Below are 17,366 nucleotides of genomic sequence, written 5' to 3'. Positions count from 1 at the left end.
GTCACATCGAGAACACAGACATGGCTCACATTTCTCAAATCAAGGTTCCCGCGACCTATATTCGCGGCGGCACCAGCAAGGGCGTGTTCTTCCGGCTGCAGGACCTGCCCGACGCCGCGCAGGCGCCGGGCGCCGCGCGCGACGCGCTGCTGCTGCGCGTGATCGGCAGCCCCGATCCGTACGGCAAGCAGATCGACGGGATGGGCGGCGCGACGTCGTCCACCAGCAAGACGGTGATCGTGTCGAAGAGCACGCGGCCCGGCCACGACGTCGACTACCTGTTCGGGCAGGTCGCGATCGACAAGGCGTTCGTCGACTGGACCGGCAACTGCGGGAACCTGTCGGCGGCGGTCGGCCCGTTCGCGATCAGCGGCGGGCTCGTCGATCCGGCGCGCGTGCCGCGCGACGGCGTCGCGACCGTGCGGATCTGGCAGGCGAACATCGGCAAGACGATCATTGCCCATGTGCCGATCACGAACGGCGCGGTGCAGGAGACGGGCGACTTCGAGCTGGACGGCGTCACGTTCCCGGCGGCCGAAGTGCAGCTCGAGTTCATGGACCCGGCCGCCGAGGAAGAAGGCGCAGGCGGCTCGATGTTCCCGACCGGCAACCTCGTCGACGATCTCGCAGTGCCGGGCGTCGGCACGCTGAAGGCGACGATGATCAACGCGGGCATCCCGACGATCTTCGTCGAGGCCGAAGCGATCGGTTATACGGGCACCGAGCTGCAGGATGCGATCAACGGCGATGCGAAGGCGCTCGAGAGGTTCGAGACGATTCGCGCGCACGGCGCGCTGCGCATGGGCCTGATTGACACGCTCGACGAAATCGCGACGCGGCAGCACACGCCGAAGATCGCGTTCGTCGCGAAGCCGGCCGACTACGTCGCGTCGAGCGGCAAGCGCGTGAACGCGGGCGACATCGACCTGCTGGTGCGCGCGATGTCGATGGGCAAGCTGCATCACGCGATGATGGGCACGGCGGCGGTCGCGATCGGCACGGCCGCGGCGATCCCCGGCACGCTCGTGAATCTGGCGGCGGGCGGCGGCGAACGCAACGCGGTGCGCTTCGGGCATCCGTCGGGCACGCTGCGCGTCGGCGCGGAAGCGCAGCGGGAGAACGGCGAGTGGACCGTCACGAAGGCGATCATGAGCCGCAGCGCACGCGTGCTGATGGAAGGCTGGGTGCGGGTGCCGGGCGACGCGTTCTGACGCGCGCATCGCCCCGATATGGGGCGATGCGGCAGGCGGCCGGCCCGCTTCACCGGCCTCACGGCCGGCGACCCGCCTGCGAGACGGATGCCGACGTGCCCCGCACATGGGGCGCGTCGTTTTGTTTCCGGCGCGCGATGCGCCTTCTTCGAACCGGTCATGCCGCAAAGCGGGTACGGGCCACGTGCTTTCCCCGCGTTCCCGATGCCCGTATCGCGCCCGTCGTCCGTTTCCCGGTTACCGGATCGGACAGGGTCGCCACCGGCCTGCAAGGATTTCCCTCCAGCCGTACCGATTGCGTGTTGCGCCTCGCGCGACCGCGATATGCCACGACGTTCCGATACAACGGGAATTCCGGTTTTAAATGACCGAAAAATAAAATATTCCCCGGCCAGGAAAAACGATTTCATTCATTAATCGTATGCGCGGTGTAATGTGGGCGCCCGATTTTTCGTCGAATTGATTCGACTCAATATGCACGCCAATTAGCGGCATTGAAGTGTGATATAAGCGACGCTCCTGTCGGAAATTTCGACCATAAATATCGCAGCCGACAGCGTCGCAATCGACTGACCACACCTACCCGGCGGCAAAGACGACAAGACCGGGCCGATGGAGTCGGATCCTGCTCTCACGCCGCGGGAGAAAGAAGTCCTGGATCTGCTGTGCCGCGGATTCAGCAACAAGGCCATTGCCAATCACCTCGGAATCGGGCTCGATACCGCGCGGCGCCATGCGAGCCGGGTCAAGCAGAAGACCGGTGTCCGATCCGTCATCGCGTTGCCCGGCCTCGATCTGCCTGACGGGCCCGAGTGGCTGGAGCGACTCGATCTCGATGGCGTCCGCCTGAGTCCGGCCGAATCCCGCGTGCTGCGGCTGCTGTGCCAGGGGCACGGCAGCAAGCAGATCGCACGCGTCCTTCAAATCAGCCCCCGTACCGTCGACAAGCATCGCGAGCATTTACTCGATAAATGCCGCTTTGAATCGACGCGTCAACTGGTGTCGTGGATCGCCGGTCAATACGCGAAGTGTGGCATGGCCAATTCGTCTGGCGAATCCTAATCTGACTCCACGTACCGCCAATTCGAATCAGTGAATTAAATCAATAACCGTTTTCGGATTCGAAATTGTGCAATTTATCCGTGAATAAACATATTGCCGTTTTGCGCGTGACGCCCGCCGCGCGCAAGACGTTCTTTTCTGCGGGTATTGCTAGGGGACCTGAAATGAGTATTCTGAAAATTTGCCGTTGGCCGAAAGTCGGTGGCAGCTGGGACGCTGTTACGGAGGGCACGGGGGAGCTGAAGAAAAAGCCCGGGGAGAAGTTCACCGTGACCGGGGTGAACAAGGAGCGCCTCCGAACCGAAAACACGTACTACGTGTACCAGGGCACGCATGTCGACCAGGGCCAGAAGGTCGTGTGCAAGAGCCTCAGCCCGACCGGCAACGTCGCGGAGTTCGAGGTTCAGGCGCAGTTGCTCCTGGCCGAGGAGTACGGCGTGCTGGTCGAGTCGTTCCAGAACGCCCTGGCGGCTGCGACCAAGACCGTCGACATCGGGATCGGCAAGAAGGACTTCACGACGCTCAAGCAAGCCGGCTACAACCTGTGCTTCGCGAAGAAGGTCGGGGATGCCGCTTACAACATCGTCTGGCGCGCGTCGTTCGAATATCTCGAGGAAAACGAGTTCTCGTGGACGCCGATCTACCAGATCTTCGGGAGCAACCGGTATCAGGACGGCATCACGGTCAAGGCGTCGACCAAGAAGGTCGCGATCGGCCTCGGCGAGATCATCACGCTCGACAAGTTCGGCCAGTTCGGCTCGCCGTCGACGGGCGGCGACCCGACCGCGATCAACATGGAGAACGACTACGGCGAAATCCATCCGGGCATCTGCCAGTTGAGTACCGGCGTCGACGGCGAGTCCATCAGCACGCCGATCTACGCCGCGCCCGACGTGATGGTGTCGGGGGAGGCGTCGTTCACGCCGATCGAGAAAGTGCTCGTGTGGTTCGAGCAGAGCATCGAGACGTCGACGATCTTCTCGAAGGCGCGGTCGCGGAGCATCGAGATCGACCTCACGAATACCAATTCGACGGGGCGAGTCTACGAAGGCGGGCAATGGAAGACCCCGTAACCCGCCCGGGAGCGGACGGGTAACCAGCCGTTACGTCGAGATCGATCACTCCGGTGTGTCCACGGCGGCCCGGGTGTATCAGAACCAGACCTGGGTCATACCCTGACGGCAGGGGCCGGCATCGTTTTGCCGGCCCTTTCGCCGTTGCGTGCGGATTGCCTTCGCGGTGCGAAAGCGCGTCAGAATAGGCGCTTCCTGCGGGCATGCCGTGTTTTGGCGACGGCTCGTCCCCCGCTTCGATTGCATCCCCACGAGGTCGCCATGTCATTGAACGCGCCGCTTTCCGGCATCCACATCGTCGAATTCGAAGGCCTCGGCCCCGGCCCGCTCGCGGGCTGGATGCTCGCCGGGATGGGCGCGCGGATCACGCTGATCGCGCGCCCGTCCGGCCGCACCAGCGCGCCGGACGCGCTGCGGAGCCGCGACGGCGACCTGCTGCGCGAAGGCAAGACGATCGTCGAACTCGACCTGAAGGCGCCGGCCGGCCGTGAGGCCGCGCTCGACCTGATCGCGCAGGCCGACGTGCTGGTCGAGGGGCTGCGGCCCGGCGTGATGGAGCGGCTCGGCCTCGGGCCCGACGATTGCGCGCGCCGCAACCCGACGCTCGTGTACGGGCGGATGACGGGCTGGGGCCAGCACGGCTCGCTCGCGGCCGCGGCCGGGCACGACCTGAACTACGTCGCGTTGACGGGGCTGCTGTCGCTGTCGGCACCGAACGACGGCCGGCCGGGTTTGCCGCCGACCGTCGTCGGCGATGCGGGCGGCGCGCTCGGGCTCGCGTTCGGGATCGTCTGCGCGCTGTTCGACGTGCGCGGCGGCGGGCCGGGGCGCGTGGTCGACGGCGCGATCGTCGACATCGTGTCGATGCTCGGCTCGCTCGCGCTGTGGGCGCGCGCGAACGGGCAGCTCGACGGCGCGCAGCCGAGCCTCTTTCACGACGCGCCGTTCTACGACGTGTATCGCTGCGCGGACGGCGAATGCGTGACGATCGGCGCGCTCGAGCCGCCGTTCTATGCGCTGCTGGTCGAACGGCTCGGGCTGACGGACGTCGATCCCGCTTCGCAGTACGACCGCGCGCGCTGGCCCGCGCTGAAGGCGCGTTTCGCCGACGTGTTCGCCGCGCAGCCGTCCGCGCACTGGCGCGCGCTGCTCGAAGGCACCGACGCGTGTTTCGCGCCGCTGCTGAGCGTGGCCGACGCGGCGCGGCATCCGCACAACGCGGCGCGCGGGATCTACCGCACCGACGAGAATGGAAACGTGCGGGCGCGCGTGGCGCCGCGCTTTCTGCCGCTGAAGGGCGGGGTGGCCGAGTAGACGTGCCGAACTTCACAGCGCCAGAGCGAATCCGGTGTGACCGTCAGGGTATCCAAAATCGTACTAAATTTGGTGCTAAATAAAGTAAAATGGAAGCTCGATCGAAAAAGGAGCGGACATGCCTCACACCATTCTGGCCAGCGTGACGGCTAGCGTCTCGGAGTTGAAGCGGAACCCGATGGGGACCGTGGCGGCCGGCGAGGGTTTCCCGGTCGCGATTCTGAATCACAACGAACCCGCGTTTTACTGCATCCCGGCGAAGACATGGGAAGCGATGGTCGAACGTCTCGAAGATATCGAAGACAACGCACTGGCCGATTCGCGCGCCAAGGAGAAAGTCGTCAAGGTCAAGCTGAATGACCTTTGAGCTTGCGTTTCTCGAACCTGCGTTGAAGGAATGGAAGAAGCTCGATCGCACCGTTCGCGATCAGTTCAAGGCCAGACTTGCCGAGCGGCTCGAGAAGCCTCGCATTCCTTCGGCCAAGCTGCACGGCCATCCGGATCGCTACAAGATCAAGCTGCGCAGCGTCGGCTATCGTCTCGTGTACGAAGTACGCGATGCGGAAGTCGTCGTGCTGGTGGTCGCTGTCGGGCGGCGCGAGCGCGACGCCGTTTATCTTGCTGCCATGAAACGCTAGCGCGACACGCGCTGCGTGTCCGGTGTTCCTCAGGTGGTCTTATCGAGCCCGGCCCGGGAAATTCGCTTCAGGCCGTTTCTTCAGGCGCATCCGGCATCTTGCCGTCGCCGACGCGGTTGATCGTGCCTTGCGCGATCGCGACGAGCCGCTCGTGATCGGCGTCGATGACGAACACGTGACATTGGCAGGTCGCCTGGTGCCGACCCGCGTAGACGAGCTTCGCGCGCGCGACGAGCGTGCCGTTCACCGCCGGCCGCAGGTAGTTGATCTTGTATTCGGCGGTGATCACGCGCGGACCGAGCACGAGCGCGCCGGCGAACGTCAGCGCGTTGTCGGCGAGATAGCTGATGACGCCGCCATGCACGAAACCGTGCTGCTGCCGCAATTCTTCGCGCACGGGCAGGCACAGCGACACTTCGTTGTCGCCGATATGCATCAGCTCCGCGCCCAGCAGCATGCTGAACGGTTGCGCACGCAATGCACCGCGTGCGTGGTCCGTGATATCGGTCATCGACTTTCCTCGAAATGAGTGCGCGCTTGCGCTGAACTCTAGGAAGGGGGCTGCGGATAAGCAAGGAAATTCGTCCGCGTTTCCTGCAGTTTCCGGCGGAATGCGATGCGATTGTTGTGTCGAATGCGTTCGTCGTCCTTGTTTGCGGGCGATTCGACGAGAGGGCATGCGCGCGACGTACCACCGCCCTGCCTTGTCAGGCCTGCCTTGCCGGGCACCCGCACCGGCCGCACCTAAAGTCCGACGCGGAAATGCCGCTAATGCCGGGGCATTGCCTCCTCGTCCGCTCTCCAGGAATCTCCCCATGTTCGGAAAAATCAAGCTCGCGTCGGGTCTGCTCGGCGTGTTGACCGTGTTTTGCCTCTTTCTGTTCGCGATCGAGGCGCTCGGCTTCTGGGCGCTCACGTCGACGCGCAGCGGCGTCGACGATCTGTCGAACGTCGCGATCGCGCAGGTCGACGCGGTCAACCAGGCGACCGAGAAACTGCTCGACGCGCGCATCAACCTGTCGCGCGCCGGCACGCGGATGGTGCGCGGCGGCCCGAAGCCGGAGGACATCATCCGTCACGCCGGCGCTTCGCTTGCCGAAGCGGACAAGGCGTTCGCCGTGCTGACGGCCGCGCAGCCGGTCGACGAGACGAACCGCGCGCGCGTCGCGGCGCTCGCCGAGCGTTATCGCGCATTGCGCGGCGCGCTGGCCGAACTCGTGCAGTTCCTCGACGCCGACAACATCCAGGCCTTCCTCGACCAGCCGACGCAAGGCATCCAGGACGCCTACCTCGCCGAACTGCATCGCTTCGCCGACTACGGCAGCGCATCGAGCCGCACCGCGATCGACACGATCGACGGCGGCATGCTCTGGTTCAAGTCGGTCGGCATCGTGCTGCTGGTGGCGATGCTGGCGGCAAGCGCGGCCATCTACGCGGCCGCGCGGCGCGCGGTCGTCGCGCCGCTGGAGGAAGCCGGCCGCCATTTCGAGCGGATCGCGCAGGGCCGGCTCGACGAAGCCGTGCGGGCGGGCGGCGTGTTCGAGATCGACCGGATGCTGCGCGGCCTCGCGACGATGCAGGCGAGCATCGCGGGCACCGTGCGCACGGTGCGCCACGCGTCCGACGCGATCCACCTCGGCGCGGGCGAGATCGCCGGCGGCAACGCCGACCTGTCGGCGCGTACCGGTACGCAGGCCGCGTCGCTCGAGGAAACGGCCGCGAGCATGGAGGAATTGACCGCGACCGTCCGCCAGAACACCGACAGCGCCCGCGCGGCCAGCGCGCTGGCCGACGCGGCGCTCGAAGCGACGAGCCACGGCGGCGGCGTGGTCGACAGCGTGATCGACCGGATGCGCGGCATCGCGCAGAGCTCGGGGCGGATCGCGGAGATCATCTCGGTGATCGACGGCATCGCGTTCCAGACCAACATCCTCGCGCTGAACGCGGCGGTCGAGGCCGCGCGGGCCGGCGAGCAGGGGCGCGGCTTCGCGGTCGTCGCGGGCGAAGTGCGCTCGCTCGCGCAGCGCAGCGCGCAATCGGCGAAGGAGATCAAGGCGCTGATCGAGGATTCGGTCGCGCAGATCAACGGCGGCGCGGAGCTCGTGGAGCGCGCCGGCGAAGCGATGCGGACGGTGTCGGCGTCGATCACGCGCGTCGTGCAGACGATGTCCGAGATCACGGCCGCATCGGTCGAGCAGAGCGTCGGGATCGAGCAGGTGAACCAGGCGGTCACGCAGATGGATCAGCTGACGCAGCAGAACGCGGCGCTGGTGGAGGAAGTCGCGGCGGCAGCCGCGTCGTTGAACGACCAGACCGCGCACCTGATGCAGGCGGTGTCGGTGTTCGAACTGGGCGATGCGCGCGCCGCACGCGGCGAGCGCGCGGCGCCGTCGTTCGCCGACGCGGGTTACGCGCCGGCCGGCAGCGCCGCGTAGGCGGTCGCGAGATGGTAGGGCGTCGTCGACGGCATGTCGGCGCGCGACACCTGCCCGTCCGCCGTCTTGCACTCGAACCAGCCGCGCGGATGCAGGAAGCGCGCGGCGAAGCGCTCGATCTGCGTCGCGAGCGGTGCGGAGGCCGGCGTGCCGCCGTGCGTCGCGAGCGCGCGCAGGTACTCGGTCTGTGCCCAGATCCGCTGCGTGCCGTCGAGGCACGCGCCTTGCGCGTCGAGCGCCGCGCAGACGCCGCCCGTCTGGGTATCCACGCCGTATTGCTCCGCGAATACGAACGCGCGCGACAGCGCGCCGGGGAGCGCCGTTTGCGCGAGCCGCGCGCCGGCCGCATCGACCAGATAGAACCATTCGAACTGATGGCCGGGCTCGAAACGGTTGTCGGCCGCGCCGAGCGGCAGCTCGGCGACGCAGCCGGTCGCCGTGTCGACGAAGGTGCGCTCGACGGCCTGCGCGGTATGCGCGAGCGCATCGTCGAATGCCGTGTCGTCGAAAGCGTCGGCCGCGGCGAGCCAGGCTTCGGTCAGGTGCATCAGCGGATTCTGCAGCGCGCCGCTGCCGGAGGACGAGAAATCGACGTGACGCGCCGCATCGAGCAGCGCGTCGCCGCGGCGCGGTGCGAAGCGGTCCTGGATCAGCGCAGCGGTTTCCTCGGCCACCTTGCGCGCGGCGGCGTCGCCCGACGCCGCATGCCACGCGGCGCACGCGAACACGATGAATGCGTGCGTATAGAGATCCTTGGTCGTATCGAGCGGTGCGCCCTGCGCGTCGACGCTGTAGAACCAGCCGCCGTGGCGCGTATCGCGGAAATGGCGGCACAGCGCGTCGAACAGCGTGGCCGCATGCGCCGTGTCGCCGGCTTGCGCGAACACGAACAGTTGCCGCGCGCACGCCATTGCGCGATAACGGGTGACGGGCAGCGGCGCATGGGTGGCCGGATCGACGGCCTCGAACGGCAGCTGCAATGTTTGGTCGAACCCTGAACCTCGCCAGATCGGCAAGACGACGTGTGCGAAATGGTGGCGAAGCTGGGCGGCCTGGGCGGAAGCGGAGTCGGAAACGGACATGACGGGGTTGAGCGCTTGGTTCGAATCGTGTCGGCGCGGCCCGGAGGATCGGCGCGGCCGGGGCCAAGGATAAAACATTCCGCGCGGCCGGCACCAAAAAAAGGAGATAAATCGGATGCTCAGCAACCTGGAACTCGTGATGCGGCTCGTTCTGGCGGCGGCGCTCGGCAGCGTGATCGGCTTCGAGCGCGAACGCCTGTCGTGGGCGGCGGGCCTGCGTACGCACATGCTCGTATGCGTTGGCTCGACGCTGATCATGATCGTATCGGCGTTCGGTTTTGCCGACGTGCTCGGCACCAGCGACCACATCGTGCTCGATCCGTCGCGGATCGCCGCACAGGTCGTGTCGGGCATCGGCTTTCTCGGTGCGGGCTCGATCCTGCTGCGCGGCGAGATCGTGCGCGGGCTGACGACGGCCGCGAGCCTGTGGTCGGTCGCGGCGATCGGGCTCGCGGTGGGCGGCGGGCTCTACGTCGCGTCGATTTCGGCGACGATCATCATCCTGATCATCCTGGCCGGCATCAAGCCGCTGGAGCGGCGCTACTTCACGGTGCGCCAGCGGCGCCAGCTCGCGCTGACGGTCGTGAGCGGCGCGCTGACGTTCGATTCGCTGCACGCGGCGCTCGGCCCGGACAGCGCGCGCGTGAAGCAGTTCATCGTGCAGCGCGCCGACGATACCGGCGAGCACGACGAGGTGCGCATCGCGCTCGCGCGGGTGTCGGAGCTCGAGTACCGGGCGATCTGCGACAAGCTGCGCGCGCTGCGGGGCGTCACGCGTTTCGAAGAAGGGCGCGGGCTGTCGGGCGACGAATAGGCTGAATCGGCTGAATCGGCGACAGAGCGTGCGACAATGGCCGGCCACCGATTCCGTTCGACATCCGGTTCCGCGCTCGCGGGCCCCGCTACTCGATTTCCATGACCGAATCCGTTTCCACGCCTCGCTCCCGTTCCCGTTCCACTCGTTCGTCGGCCCGTTCGCGCCAGCGTTCGGCCGCTGCCGCAGGCAGCACGTCCGCAAGGGCGGCCGCGCGGCCCGGCAGCGCGCCGGCCGGCGATGCGTCGCGCGACGAGCGGACGCTCGACCTGTTCGGCGATCCGGTGCTCGAGCCGGGTGAGCGGTCGCCGGCCGCGGTACGAAGTGACGTGGTGCTGGAAGCCGATGTCGCCGACGATGTGTCCGCCGGGCGGCAACCCGCGCTGGACGGGTTCGGCGCACCGGCCGTTGATGGCGCGGTAGCGCATGACGAGACGGGCAGCGCGGTGAAGCCGCGTGTCGCGGTGGTGGCCGAGGGTGTTTCGGCGACCGAAGGCGATGATGCCGCGAACGTCGGCGTTGGGCCGGTGGTGGATGGCGTTGCAATGAACGAAGCCGATGCGCCGGCTGGCGATGACGCTGCGGTGAAGGCAACCGAGATGCCGACGGCCGATGGTGCTGCGATAGAGGCGATCGGGCTGCAATCGAGCGACGACGCTGCGCTGAGGGTGCCCGGGCTGCAAGTGGCCGATGGCGCTGCGGCGAAGGCAATCGAGCTGCCGGCGGCCGATGGTGCTGTGATAAAGGCGATCGGGCTGCAATCGAGCGACGATGCTGCGCCGAAGGCCTCCGGGCTGCACGCGGCCGATAGCGCTGCGGCGAAGGCAACCGAACTTCAAGTCGCTGATGGCGAAGTTGCGAAGCCTGTCGTCGAAGCCGCTGCCGTCAAATCCCGCGAAGGGCGACCCGCCGGCGATGCCGTGAAGGAGCGCCGCTCGTCGTCGGGCGGCAAACGCCGGGCGACTGCCGGCACAAGCGAAGCGCCGGCGGTGCAATCCGCGACGGTTGCGGCGAGCGTCGACGCAGCGCTGGAAGCAACCGGATCGAATCCGGCACCGGACGCCGTTTCGAAGGTCGAGCCGCAAACGCTGGCACAGCCGGCCGCGCCGGCAATCGCTGCAACGACCGCAACGACCCGAGACGCCACACTGCAGGCCGACGCTTCGCCGTCCCCCGTCCCGCAGCCGGTGGCTTCCGCCGCGTCCTTCGTGACGAAACCGTCGTCGGAACGCACACAGGCGGCTGCGCCGGCCTTCGATCCCGACACGCACCTGCGTCCGCTGACCGACCGGCTCGCTGCGCTGCAGGCCGATGTGGACGGTTTGACGCGCGCGGCCGATCGCGAGATGCGTCGCGTCAACCGCCTGCTGCTGGCGCTGGCTGTCGTCGTGCTGGCGGGGCTCGTCGCGCTGATTCTGCAAACGCGGCAGATCGCGAACCTGAAGCAGGACGCGGCAACCAAGCAGCAGCGGATCGATCGCCTCGCGGCGGATCTTTCGACGCAGCAGGCGACGCTGATGACGCTCGAGGAGCACCACGAAGCGCTGCTGTCGCAAGTCGATCGGCTTCAGCGCAGTGCGAACCGCGAGGCGGCTGTCGCCAAGCGTGCTCGTCGGACCCGTTGATCGTTTCGACCCTATCCTGAGAGCCAAGCCGGGCAAGGATCGCCGTTCCAGGTCGGCGATCGGCGGTCGCGCACGTGCAGCAAACTGTTGCGGCGCACTGGCGGAGTTAGGGGAAAACCCTTAGAATGACGCATATCTACGGGAAAACCCTAGTCACCTCTGTCAGGAGTCTCACATGAGCTTCATCCTTGCCCTGCTGCAAAAGATCGACGACCTGTTCGTCTCGCCGCACCTGCCGCTCGACGCGGAATACTCGTATGCTGCGCGTCGCGCCGAAGCCGAGCGCGTGCGCCGTGCACACCTCGTGCCGATCGTCCTGTACCGTCGCTGATTCGCTGATTCGCTGATTCGCTGATTCGCTGATTCGCTGATTCGGCGCGGCGTTCGCCGCACCTGCCTGTCTGCTTTCCGCCGCCGCATTGCGCGCTGGCGCGACCGTCCCGCTACACTGGAAGTCCGATTCCCTTCACGGCGACCGGGCCATGTTGCAGATGCGGCCGATGACGGCCGGCGAATTCCACGCGTACCGCACGCGAGCCATCGACGGCTACGCGCTTGATCTCGTTTCATCCGGGCAGAACGCTGTCGAAGACGCGGCCGATCGTGCGCGCGCCTGTTTCGATACGCTGCTGCCTGACGGCCTGCGGACATCCGGCCAGACACTCGTCGTGCTCATCGACGGCGCCAGCGGCGACGCGGTGGGCGACCTCTGGTACGCGATCGTGCCCGAAGGGCCGAACCGCACACTATTCATCTACGACCTCGACATCGTCCCGTCCCGGCGGCGCCAGGGTTGGGCCACGCGCGCGCTCGATGCGCTCGACGCCGAGGCGCGCCGGCATGGCGTCACCGAAATCGGGCTGTCGGTGTTCAATCACAACACGGCCGCCCGCGCGCTCTATCGTGCGTGCGGCTTCGCGCCGATCACGACGACGTTGATCAAGCCGGTTATCGTGGGTTGAACCGCCAGCCGGCGTTGCGCCGCCACCAGTGGCCGACTCCACTACACGGCTGACGTCGGCCACTCTCCCGATCCTTCCTGTTGGCCAAGCGCCAAGCGCCAAACGCCAAACGCCAAACGCCAAACGCCAAACGCCCAGCGTCACCGGCGCGTATCAACGCGCGCGGCCCTTCCATCTCCGCAACAGCAGCGCGTTGGTCACGACGCTGACGCTGGAAAGCGCCATCGCCGCGCCCGCGATCACCGGGTTCAGCCAGCCGAGGGCCGCGAGCGGCACGCCGACCAGGTTGTAGACGAACGCCCAGAACAGGTTCTGCTGGATCTTCCGGTACGTGCGTTTCGAGATGTCGATCGCGTCGGCGACGAGCGCAGGATCGCCGCGCATCAACGTGATGCCGGCCGTATGCATCGCGACGTCCGTGCCGGTCGCCATCGCGATGCCGACATCGGCCGCGGCGAGCGCGGGTGCATCGTTGATCCCGTCGCCGACCATCGCGACGATCCCGCCGTGCGTGCGCTTCAACTCGGCGACGACGCGCGCCTTGTCGTCGGGCAGCACCTGCGCATGCACTTCGCCGATGCCGAGTGACGCCGCGACGGCTGCCGCGCTGCCGCGGTTGTCGCCGGTCACGAGCACGCTTGCGACGCCGCGCGCCGACAGCGCCGCGATTGCATCGCGCGCGCCCGGCTTCACGGTGTCGCCGAACGCGATCAGCGCGAGCAACGCGCGCGGTGCGTCGGCGCGCATCAGCCACGAGATCGTGTTGCCCGCGCGTTCGAGTTCCGCCGCGCGTGCGTCGAGCGCGGGCGGCACCACGATGCCGAGCTCGTCGCGCCAGCGCGTGCTGCCAAGCGCGAGCAATTGTCCGCCGACGCGCGCTTCCACGCCGCGCCCGGCCACCGCGCGGGCGTCGGTTGCCGCGCCCGCAGCGGCCGACGGCGCCGTGTCGCCGTGCGCGGCAACGTCCTTGTCGTACGCGGCGACCACCGCGCGCGCGAGCGGATGGTCGCTCTGGCGCTGCACGGCCGCCGCGAGCGCGAGCGCTTCGGCACGCGGCACATCGACGGCTTCGAATGCCGTGACGGACGGCTTGCCTTCGGTCAGCGTGCCGGTCTTGTCGAATGCGATCACGGTCGCGCGCTGCGCGAGTTCGAGCGCCTGCGCGTCCTTGATCAGTACGCCGTGCCGCGCGGCGACGCCGGTGCCGGCCATGATCGCGGCGGGTGTCGCGAGACCGAGCGCGCACGGGCACGCGATGACGAGCACCGCGACCGCGTTGAGGATCGCGGTTTCCATGCCGGCGCCGGCGATCAGCCAACCGACCAGCGTCAGCACGGCGATGCCGAGGATCGCCGGCACGAACACCTCGCTCACGCGATCGACGAGCCGCTGGATCGGCGCCTTCTCCGCCTGCGCGGATTCGACGAGGCGGATGATGCGCGCGAGCGTCGTCTCCGCGCCGATCGCGGTGGTTTCGACGACGAGCGCGCCTTCGCCGTTGATCGAGCCGGCCGTGACGGGGTCGCCGCCATCCTTCGGCACGGGCAGGCTTTCGCCGGTGATCAGCGATTCGTCGATGTGCGAACGGCCCGACACGATCCGGCCGTCGACGGGCACGCGCTCGCCGGGACGGATGCTGACGGCCGTGCCGACGCGCACCTGCGACAGCGGCACGTCGCGTTCGACGCCGTGCTCGACGACGCGCGCACGATCGGGACGCAGCGCGTTCAGCGCGCGGATCGCCTCGGTGGTCTGGCGCTTCGCGCGCGATTCGAGCCATTTGCCGAAGCGCACGAGCGTGACGATGACGGCCGACGCCTCGAAATACAGGTGGCCGGGATGCGCGGGATCGCGCAACAGCATCCACAGGCTCAGCCCGTACGCAGCCGACGTGCCGAGCGCGACGAGCAGATCCATGTTGCCGGCACGCGCCTTCACCGCGTGCCAGGCCGCGCGGTAGAAGCGCGCGCCGAAGCCGAACTGGACGATCGACGCGAGCACGAGCTGAAGCCAGCCGGGCAGCATCAGGTCGACGCCGAACGGCGCGGCCAGCATCGGCGCGACGAGCGGCGCGCTCAGCACCGCCGCTCCGATCACGAGATTGCGTTCGCGAACCGCTTCGCGGCGCTTGCGGGCGTCGGGATCCTGCGCGGGGCTGGACAGTTGTGTTTCGGCGCCGGCCCTCGGTGCGGCAGCGAGCGAGGCGCGGTAGCCGGCCGTCGTGACGGCCGCGATCAGCGTGGCGGCGTCGAGTGCACCGGCGCCGTGCACCGACGCGCGTTCGGTCGCGAGATTGACCGATGCGCGTGCGACGCCCGGCACGGCGGCGAGCGCCTTCTCGACGCGGCCGGCACAGGACGCGCAGGTCATGCCGCCGATGTCGAGTTCGAGATCGGCGGAGGTGGGGGCGGCAGATTCTGCCGGCCGGGCGTCAGCGACGGGCGTCGCGCCATAGCCGGCTTGCTTCACGGCATCTGCCAGTTGCGACGCGGAAACCTCGGTTGTCACGTCGACCGTGGCGCGCTCGGTCGCCAGATTGACCGACGCGCGCGTGACGCCCGGCACCTTCGCGAGCGCCTTCTCGACACGCGACACGCAGGACGCGCAGGTCATCCCGTCGATGTCGAGTTCGATGCTGGCGGACGCGGCAGGCATCGCGGCGGCGACGGCGCTGGTCGCGACGGGCGCATCCTGCGCGGTCGGCGTCGCGCCATAACCGGCTTGCTTCACGGCATCTGCAAGTTGCGATGCGGAAACGTTGGCTGCAGCGTCGACCGTGGCGCGCTCGGTCGCCAGATTGACCGACGCGCGCGTGACGCCCGGCACCTTCGCAAGCGCCTTCTCGACACGCGACACGCAGGATGCGCAGGTCATCCCGTCGATGTCGAGTTCGATCGTGGCCGCCGGCAGCGCTGCCGCCGTCGTGGGCGGTGCTTCGGCGTGTGACGCGTGAGCCGCATGCGTGGCAGCCACGGCCTCGACCGCCGTTTCACGCACGGCCGCGCGGTAGCCGGCCTCGGCGACCGCGTCGACGAGCCGGCCGGGCTCGACCGTTTCCTGCGCGGTCACCGTCGCCGCGTGCGTGTCGAGGTCGACCGTCGCGTCGACGACGCCCGGCACGGCGGCCAGCGCGCGCTGCACGCGGCCCGTGCAGCCGCCGCAATGCATGCCGTCGACGCTCAGTTCGATCGTTTGCAGCGCTGCGGAGGCAAGTGGTTCAGTCATGTCGGATTCCCCAAAGGCGCGGTTCATGCCGCGAATGGTTCCAGTATCAACATTCCCATGATGGTAAGGTCAAGCGATGACGATGTGATCGATGCACACAGATTGTCACAGCCCGGAAAAAGCAAACGCCCGGCTTCCAGACGGACAGCCGGGCGGTCGTACCTCTGCGCTCGTCGAGGGCTGACCGTCGCTCAATCCCCCGGATTGTTCTCTCGCGCACCCATGTCGTTTCGAGATCGCCGGTTTTGTGACGAATCGTCCGAACTATTTCGAATTCGTCAGTAGTGCAACGGCCGTTCACCCGCTATTCGGCATATTAGGGATTGCCCCGAGGCGCTATGATACCGGCCTGACATCAGCGCCCACCGTAGCGAAACGGTCATCCGGGCAGGCTGGGGTGCCTTGTTTTCGCCGTTCGCGAGTCGAACAAGGCGTTGACTGAAAAGAACGATATTCGGCCAGTAATCGATGATTGAAAACCAGCAGGAATCAGTTTCTCTGCGGCGCGCGTGCGCGTCGCTGGCCATTGCGGCGTTGCTAGCGGGATGCGCGTCGCAGCCCGACGCGATCCAGCGGAAAACCGGCTGGATGCGCGCGGAAGTCGCCGACTCCTATATCTATGCGTATCCGCTCGTGCTGATGGACGTCGCGAAGGAAGCGGCGACCGGCGGCGACGGCGCGCAACCGGGGCAGGCGCCGCTGAACACGCTGCGCCACGCGCAGGCGTTGCCGCCCGTCGGCGCGGTCAATCCGCCGCTGCCCGGCGTCGACACGCTCGACTCGACCGGCTGGCTCGACGTCGCCGCCGAACCCGTCGTCGTCACGCTGCCCGACACGCGCGGCCGCTACTGGGATGCGCGCGCGCTCGACATGTGGACGAACGTGCTGTGGTCGTCGTCGAGCGTGGCGTCGCGCGGGTCTCGCGGCGGCGCGCGATCGCAAACGATTGCCTTCGCCGCGAAGGACTGGCAGGGCACGCTGCCGAAGGGCGCGCTGCGCGTCGACGTGCCGTCGGGCAATGCGTGGCTCGAAGTGCGGTTGCAAACGAGCGGCGGGCGCGACCTCACGAACGTGAAGAAGCTGCAGCGCGCGATCCGCGTGGTGCCGTTGTCCGTCTACACGGGCGCGGCGCGTGGCGCGTCGGTCGCGGTCCATGCGGGCAGCGCGCCGTCGGAAGCGCTGAGCGGCGGCACGCCGGCCGAGCAGGTGGCCGCGCTCGACCCGAAGGCGTTCTTCGCGCGCTTCGCGCAGGCGCTGCAGGACAACCCGGCGCCGGCCGACGACGCGCACGCGCAGGAGTCGCTCGCCGACATCGGCGTATCGGCCGGTTACCCGGTGCTGTGGACGGGCGACCGCCTCACGGCTGCGACGGCCGGCGTCGCCGAGGCGCGCGCACGGCTCGCGGCGCCGCCGTCGAACCTGCTGAACGCGAACGGCTGGAGCTGGATCGGCGACGCAGCCGGCAAGTACGGTCAGGACTACACGCTGCGTGCGTACGCGGCCTACACGCAGTTCGGCACCGCGACGCGCGACGACGAGACGCTCGCGGTCGTGCGCGTCGACAGCGACGGCCATTCGCTGAATGGCGCGAACCGCTACGTGCTGCATTTCGCGCCGGGCGCGCTGCCGCCGGTGCGCGCGTTCTGGTCGCTCACGCCCTACACGACGAACGGCGCGCTGCCCGACGTCGGATCGGCGCGCCGCTCGCTCGGCGATCGCGACCGCCTGCGCCGCAACCACGACGGCTCGATCGACATCGTCGTGTCGGCGTCGCCGGGCGGCACGAATGCGGCCAACTGGCTGCCGGCGCCGCGCGCCGATTTCGCGCTCGCGTTGCGCCTGTACGCGCCGAAGCCGCAGGCGAGCGACGGCTCGTGGATGCCGCCCGTCGTCGTGCGGAAGTGAACGGATGACCGCCGCCGTTG

General features: G+C 67.9%; 15 protein-coding genes. 12 read left to right on the top strand and 3 right to left on the bottom strand.

Features of this window, described 5'->3' with window-relative positions; translation table 11 throughout:
• The first annotated feature begins 20 nt into the window (after positions 1-20).
• The 6 genes from prpF (at position 21) to BBJ41_RS27320 (ending at position 5,298) form a co-directional block, all read left to right on the top strand.
• Positions 21-1,211 carry a 2-methylaconitate cis-trans isomerase PrpF gene (prpF, locus tag BBJ41_RS27345; RefSeq protein ID WP_069749333.1) on the top strand — a complete coding sequence of 397 codons (1,191 nt, stop codon included), beginning with the start codon at positions 21-23 and terminating at the stop codon, positions 1,209-1,211.
• Between the two features lie 612 nt (positions 1,212-1,823).
• Positions 1,824-2,273, top strand: coding sequence for a response regulator transcription factor (locus BBJ41_RS39675; protein WP_083281991.1), 450 nt, complete (start codon positions 1,824-1,826; stop codon positions 2,271-2,273).
• Between the two features lie 269 nt (positions 2,274-2,542).
• Entirely contained in the window at positions 2,543-3,346 is an 804-nt protein-coding gene (locus BBJ41_RS27335; RefSeq protein WP_236872072.1) for a hypothetical protein, read from the top strand.
• A 261-nt stretch (positions 3,347-3,607) separates the two neighbouring features.
• Positions 3,608-4,660, top strand: coding sequence for a CaiB/BaiF CoA transferase family protein (locus tag BBJ41_RS27330; protein WP_069749330.1), 1,053 nt, complete (start codon positions 3,608-3,610; stop codon positions 4,658-4,660).
• Between the two features lie 118 nt (positions 4,661-4,778).
• Positions 4,779-5,027 carry a type II toxin-antitoxin system Phd/YefM family antitoxin gene (locus tag BBJ41_RS27325; protein WP_048023838.1) on the top strand — a complete coding sequence of 83 codons (249 nt, stop codon included), beginning with the start codon at positions 4,779-4,781 and terminating at the stop codon, positions 5,025-5,027.
• The gene (locus tag BBJ41_RS27320) at positions 5,017-5,298 is read left to right on the top strand and encodes a type II toxin-antitoxin system RelE family toxin (protein ID WP_069749329.1); all 282 of its coding nucleotides are present in this window, start codon (positions 5,017-5,019) and stop codon (positions 5,296-5,298) included. Before BBJ41_RS27325 ends, BBJ41_RS27320 begins: the two co-directional genes overlap by 11 nt.
• A gap of 67 nt (positions 5,299-5,365) precedes the next feature.
• Here the strand turns inward: BBJ41_RS27320 and BBJ41_RS27315 are convergent, their stop codons facing one another.
• Entirely contained in the window at positions 5,366-5,809 is a 444-nt protein-coding gene (locus BBJ41_RS27315) for a PaaI family thioesterase (protein WP_069749328.1), read from the bottom strand.
• Between the two features lie 304 nt (positions 5,810-6,113).
• Between BBJ41_RS27315 and BBJ41_RS27310 the strand changes: the two genes are divergently transcribed.
• Positions 6,114-7,733, top strand: a complete 1,620-nt coding sequence (locus BBJ41_RS27310; protein ID WP_069749327.1) for a methyl-accepting chemotaxis protein — start codon at positions 6,114-6,116, stop codon at positions 7,731-7,733.
• Here BBJ41_RS27310 and BBJ41_RS27305 read toward each other — a convergent pair.
• The gene (locus tag BBJ41_RS27305; protein ID WP_069749326.1) at positions 7,706-8,815 is read right to left on the bottom strand and encodes an AGE family epimerase/isomerase; all 1,110 of its coding nucleotides are present in this window, start codon (positions 8,813-8,815) and stop codon (positions 7,706-7,708) included. The two genes, BBJ41_RS27310 and BBJ41_RS27305, sit on opposite strands and share 28 nt — an antisense overlap.
• 115 nt (positions 8,816-8,930) lie before the next feature.
• On the opposite strand from BBJ41_RS27305, the gene BBJ41_RS27300 reads away from it, so the two are divergent.
• The 4 genes from BBJ41_RS27300 to BBJ41_RS27290 all read left to right on the top strand — a co-directional run bounded on the left by BBJ41_RS27300 (position 8,931) and on the right by BBJ41_RS27290 (position 12,216).
• Positions 8,931-9,629, top strand: coding sequence for an MgtC/SapB family protein (locus BBJ41_RS27300; protein ID WP_069749325.1), 699 nt, complete (start codon positions 8,931-8,933; stop codon positions 9,627-9,629).
• A gap of 101 nt (positions 9,630-9,730) precedes the next feature.
• The gene (locus BBJ41_RS27295; RefSeq protein ID WP_069749324.1) at positions 9,731-11,254 is read left to right on the top strand and encodes a flagellar hook-length control protein FliK; all 1,524 of its coding nucleotides are present in this window, start codon (positions 9,731-9,733) and stop codon (positions 11,252-11,254) included.
• Positions 11,255-11,429: 175 nt separating this feature from the next.
• Entirely contained in the window at positions 11,430-11,585 is a 156-nt protein-coding gene (locus tag BBJ41_RS41285; RefSeq protein ID WP_006481665.1) for a hypothetical protein, read from the top strand.
• 151 nt (positions 11,586-11,736) lie between these two features.
• Positions 11,737-12,216: a GNAT family N-acetyltransferase gene (locus tag BBJ41_RS27290; protein WP_069749323.1), complete on the top strand. Its 480-nt coding sequence runs from the start codon at positions 11,737-11,739 to the stop codon at positions 12,214-12,216.
• Positions 12,217-12,369: 153 nt separating this feature from the next.
• Here the strand turns inward: BBJ41_RS27290 and BBJ41_RS27285 are convergent, their stop codons facing one another.
• Entirely contained in the window at positions 12,370-15,441 is a 3,072-nt protein-coding gene (locus BBJ41_RS27285) for a heavy metal translocating P-type ATPase (RefSeq protein WP_083281990.1), read from the bottom strand.
• Between the two features lie 468 nt (positions 15,442-15,909).
• On the opposite strand from BBJ41_RS27285, the gene BBJ41_RS27280 reads away from it, so the two are divergent.
• Positions 15,910-17,346, top strand: a complete 1,437-nt coding sequence (locus BBJ41_RS27280; protein WP_069749322.1) for a DUF1254 domain-containing protein — start codon at positions 15,910-15,912, stop codon at positions 17,344-17,346.
• Positions 17,347-17,366: the final 20 nt, after the last annotated feature.

Source organism: Burkholderia stabilis (assembly GCF_001742165.1).
GTDB lineage: Bacteria > Pseudomonadota > Gammaproteobacteria > Burkholderiales > Burkholderiaceae > Burkholderia > Burkholderia stabilis.
Note: the sequence above shows the minus strand (reverse complement) of the source record. Positions and strands in the feature narration are given on the sequence as shown.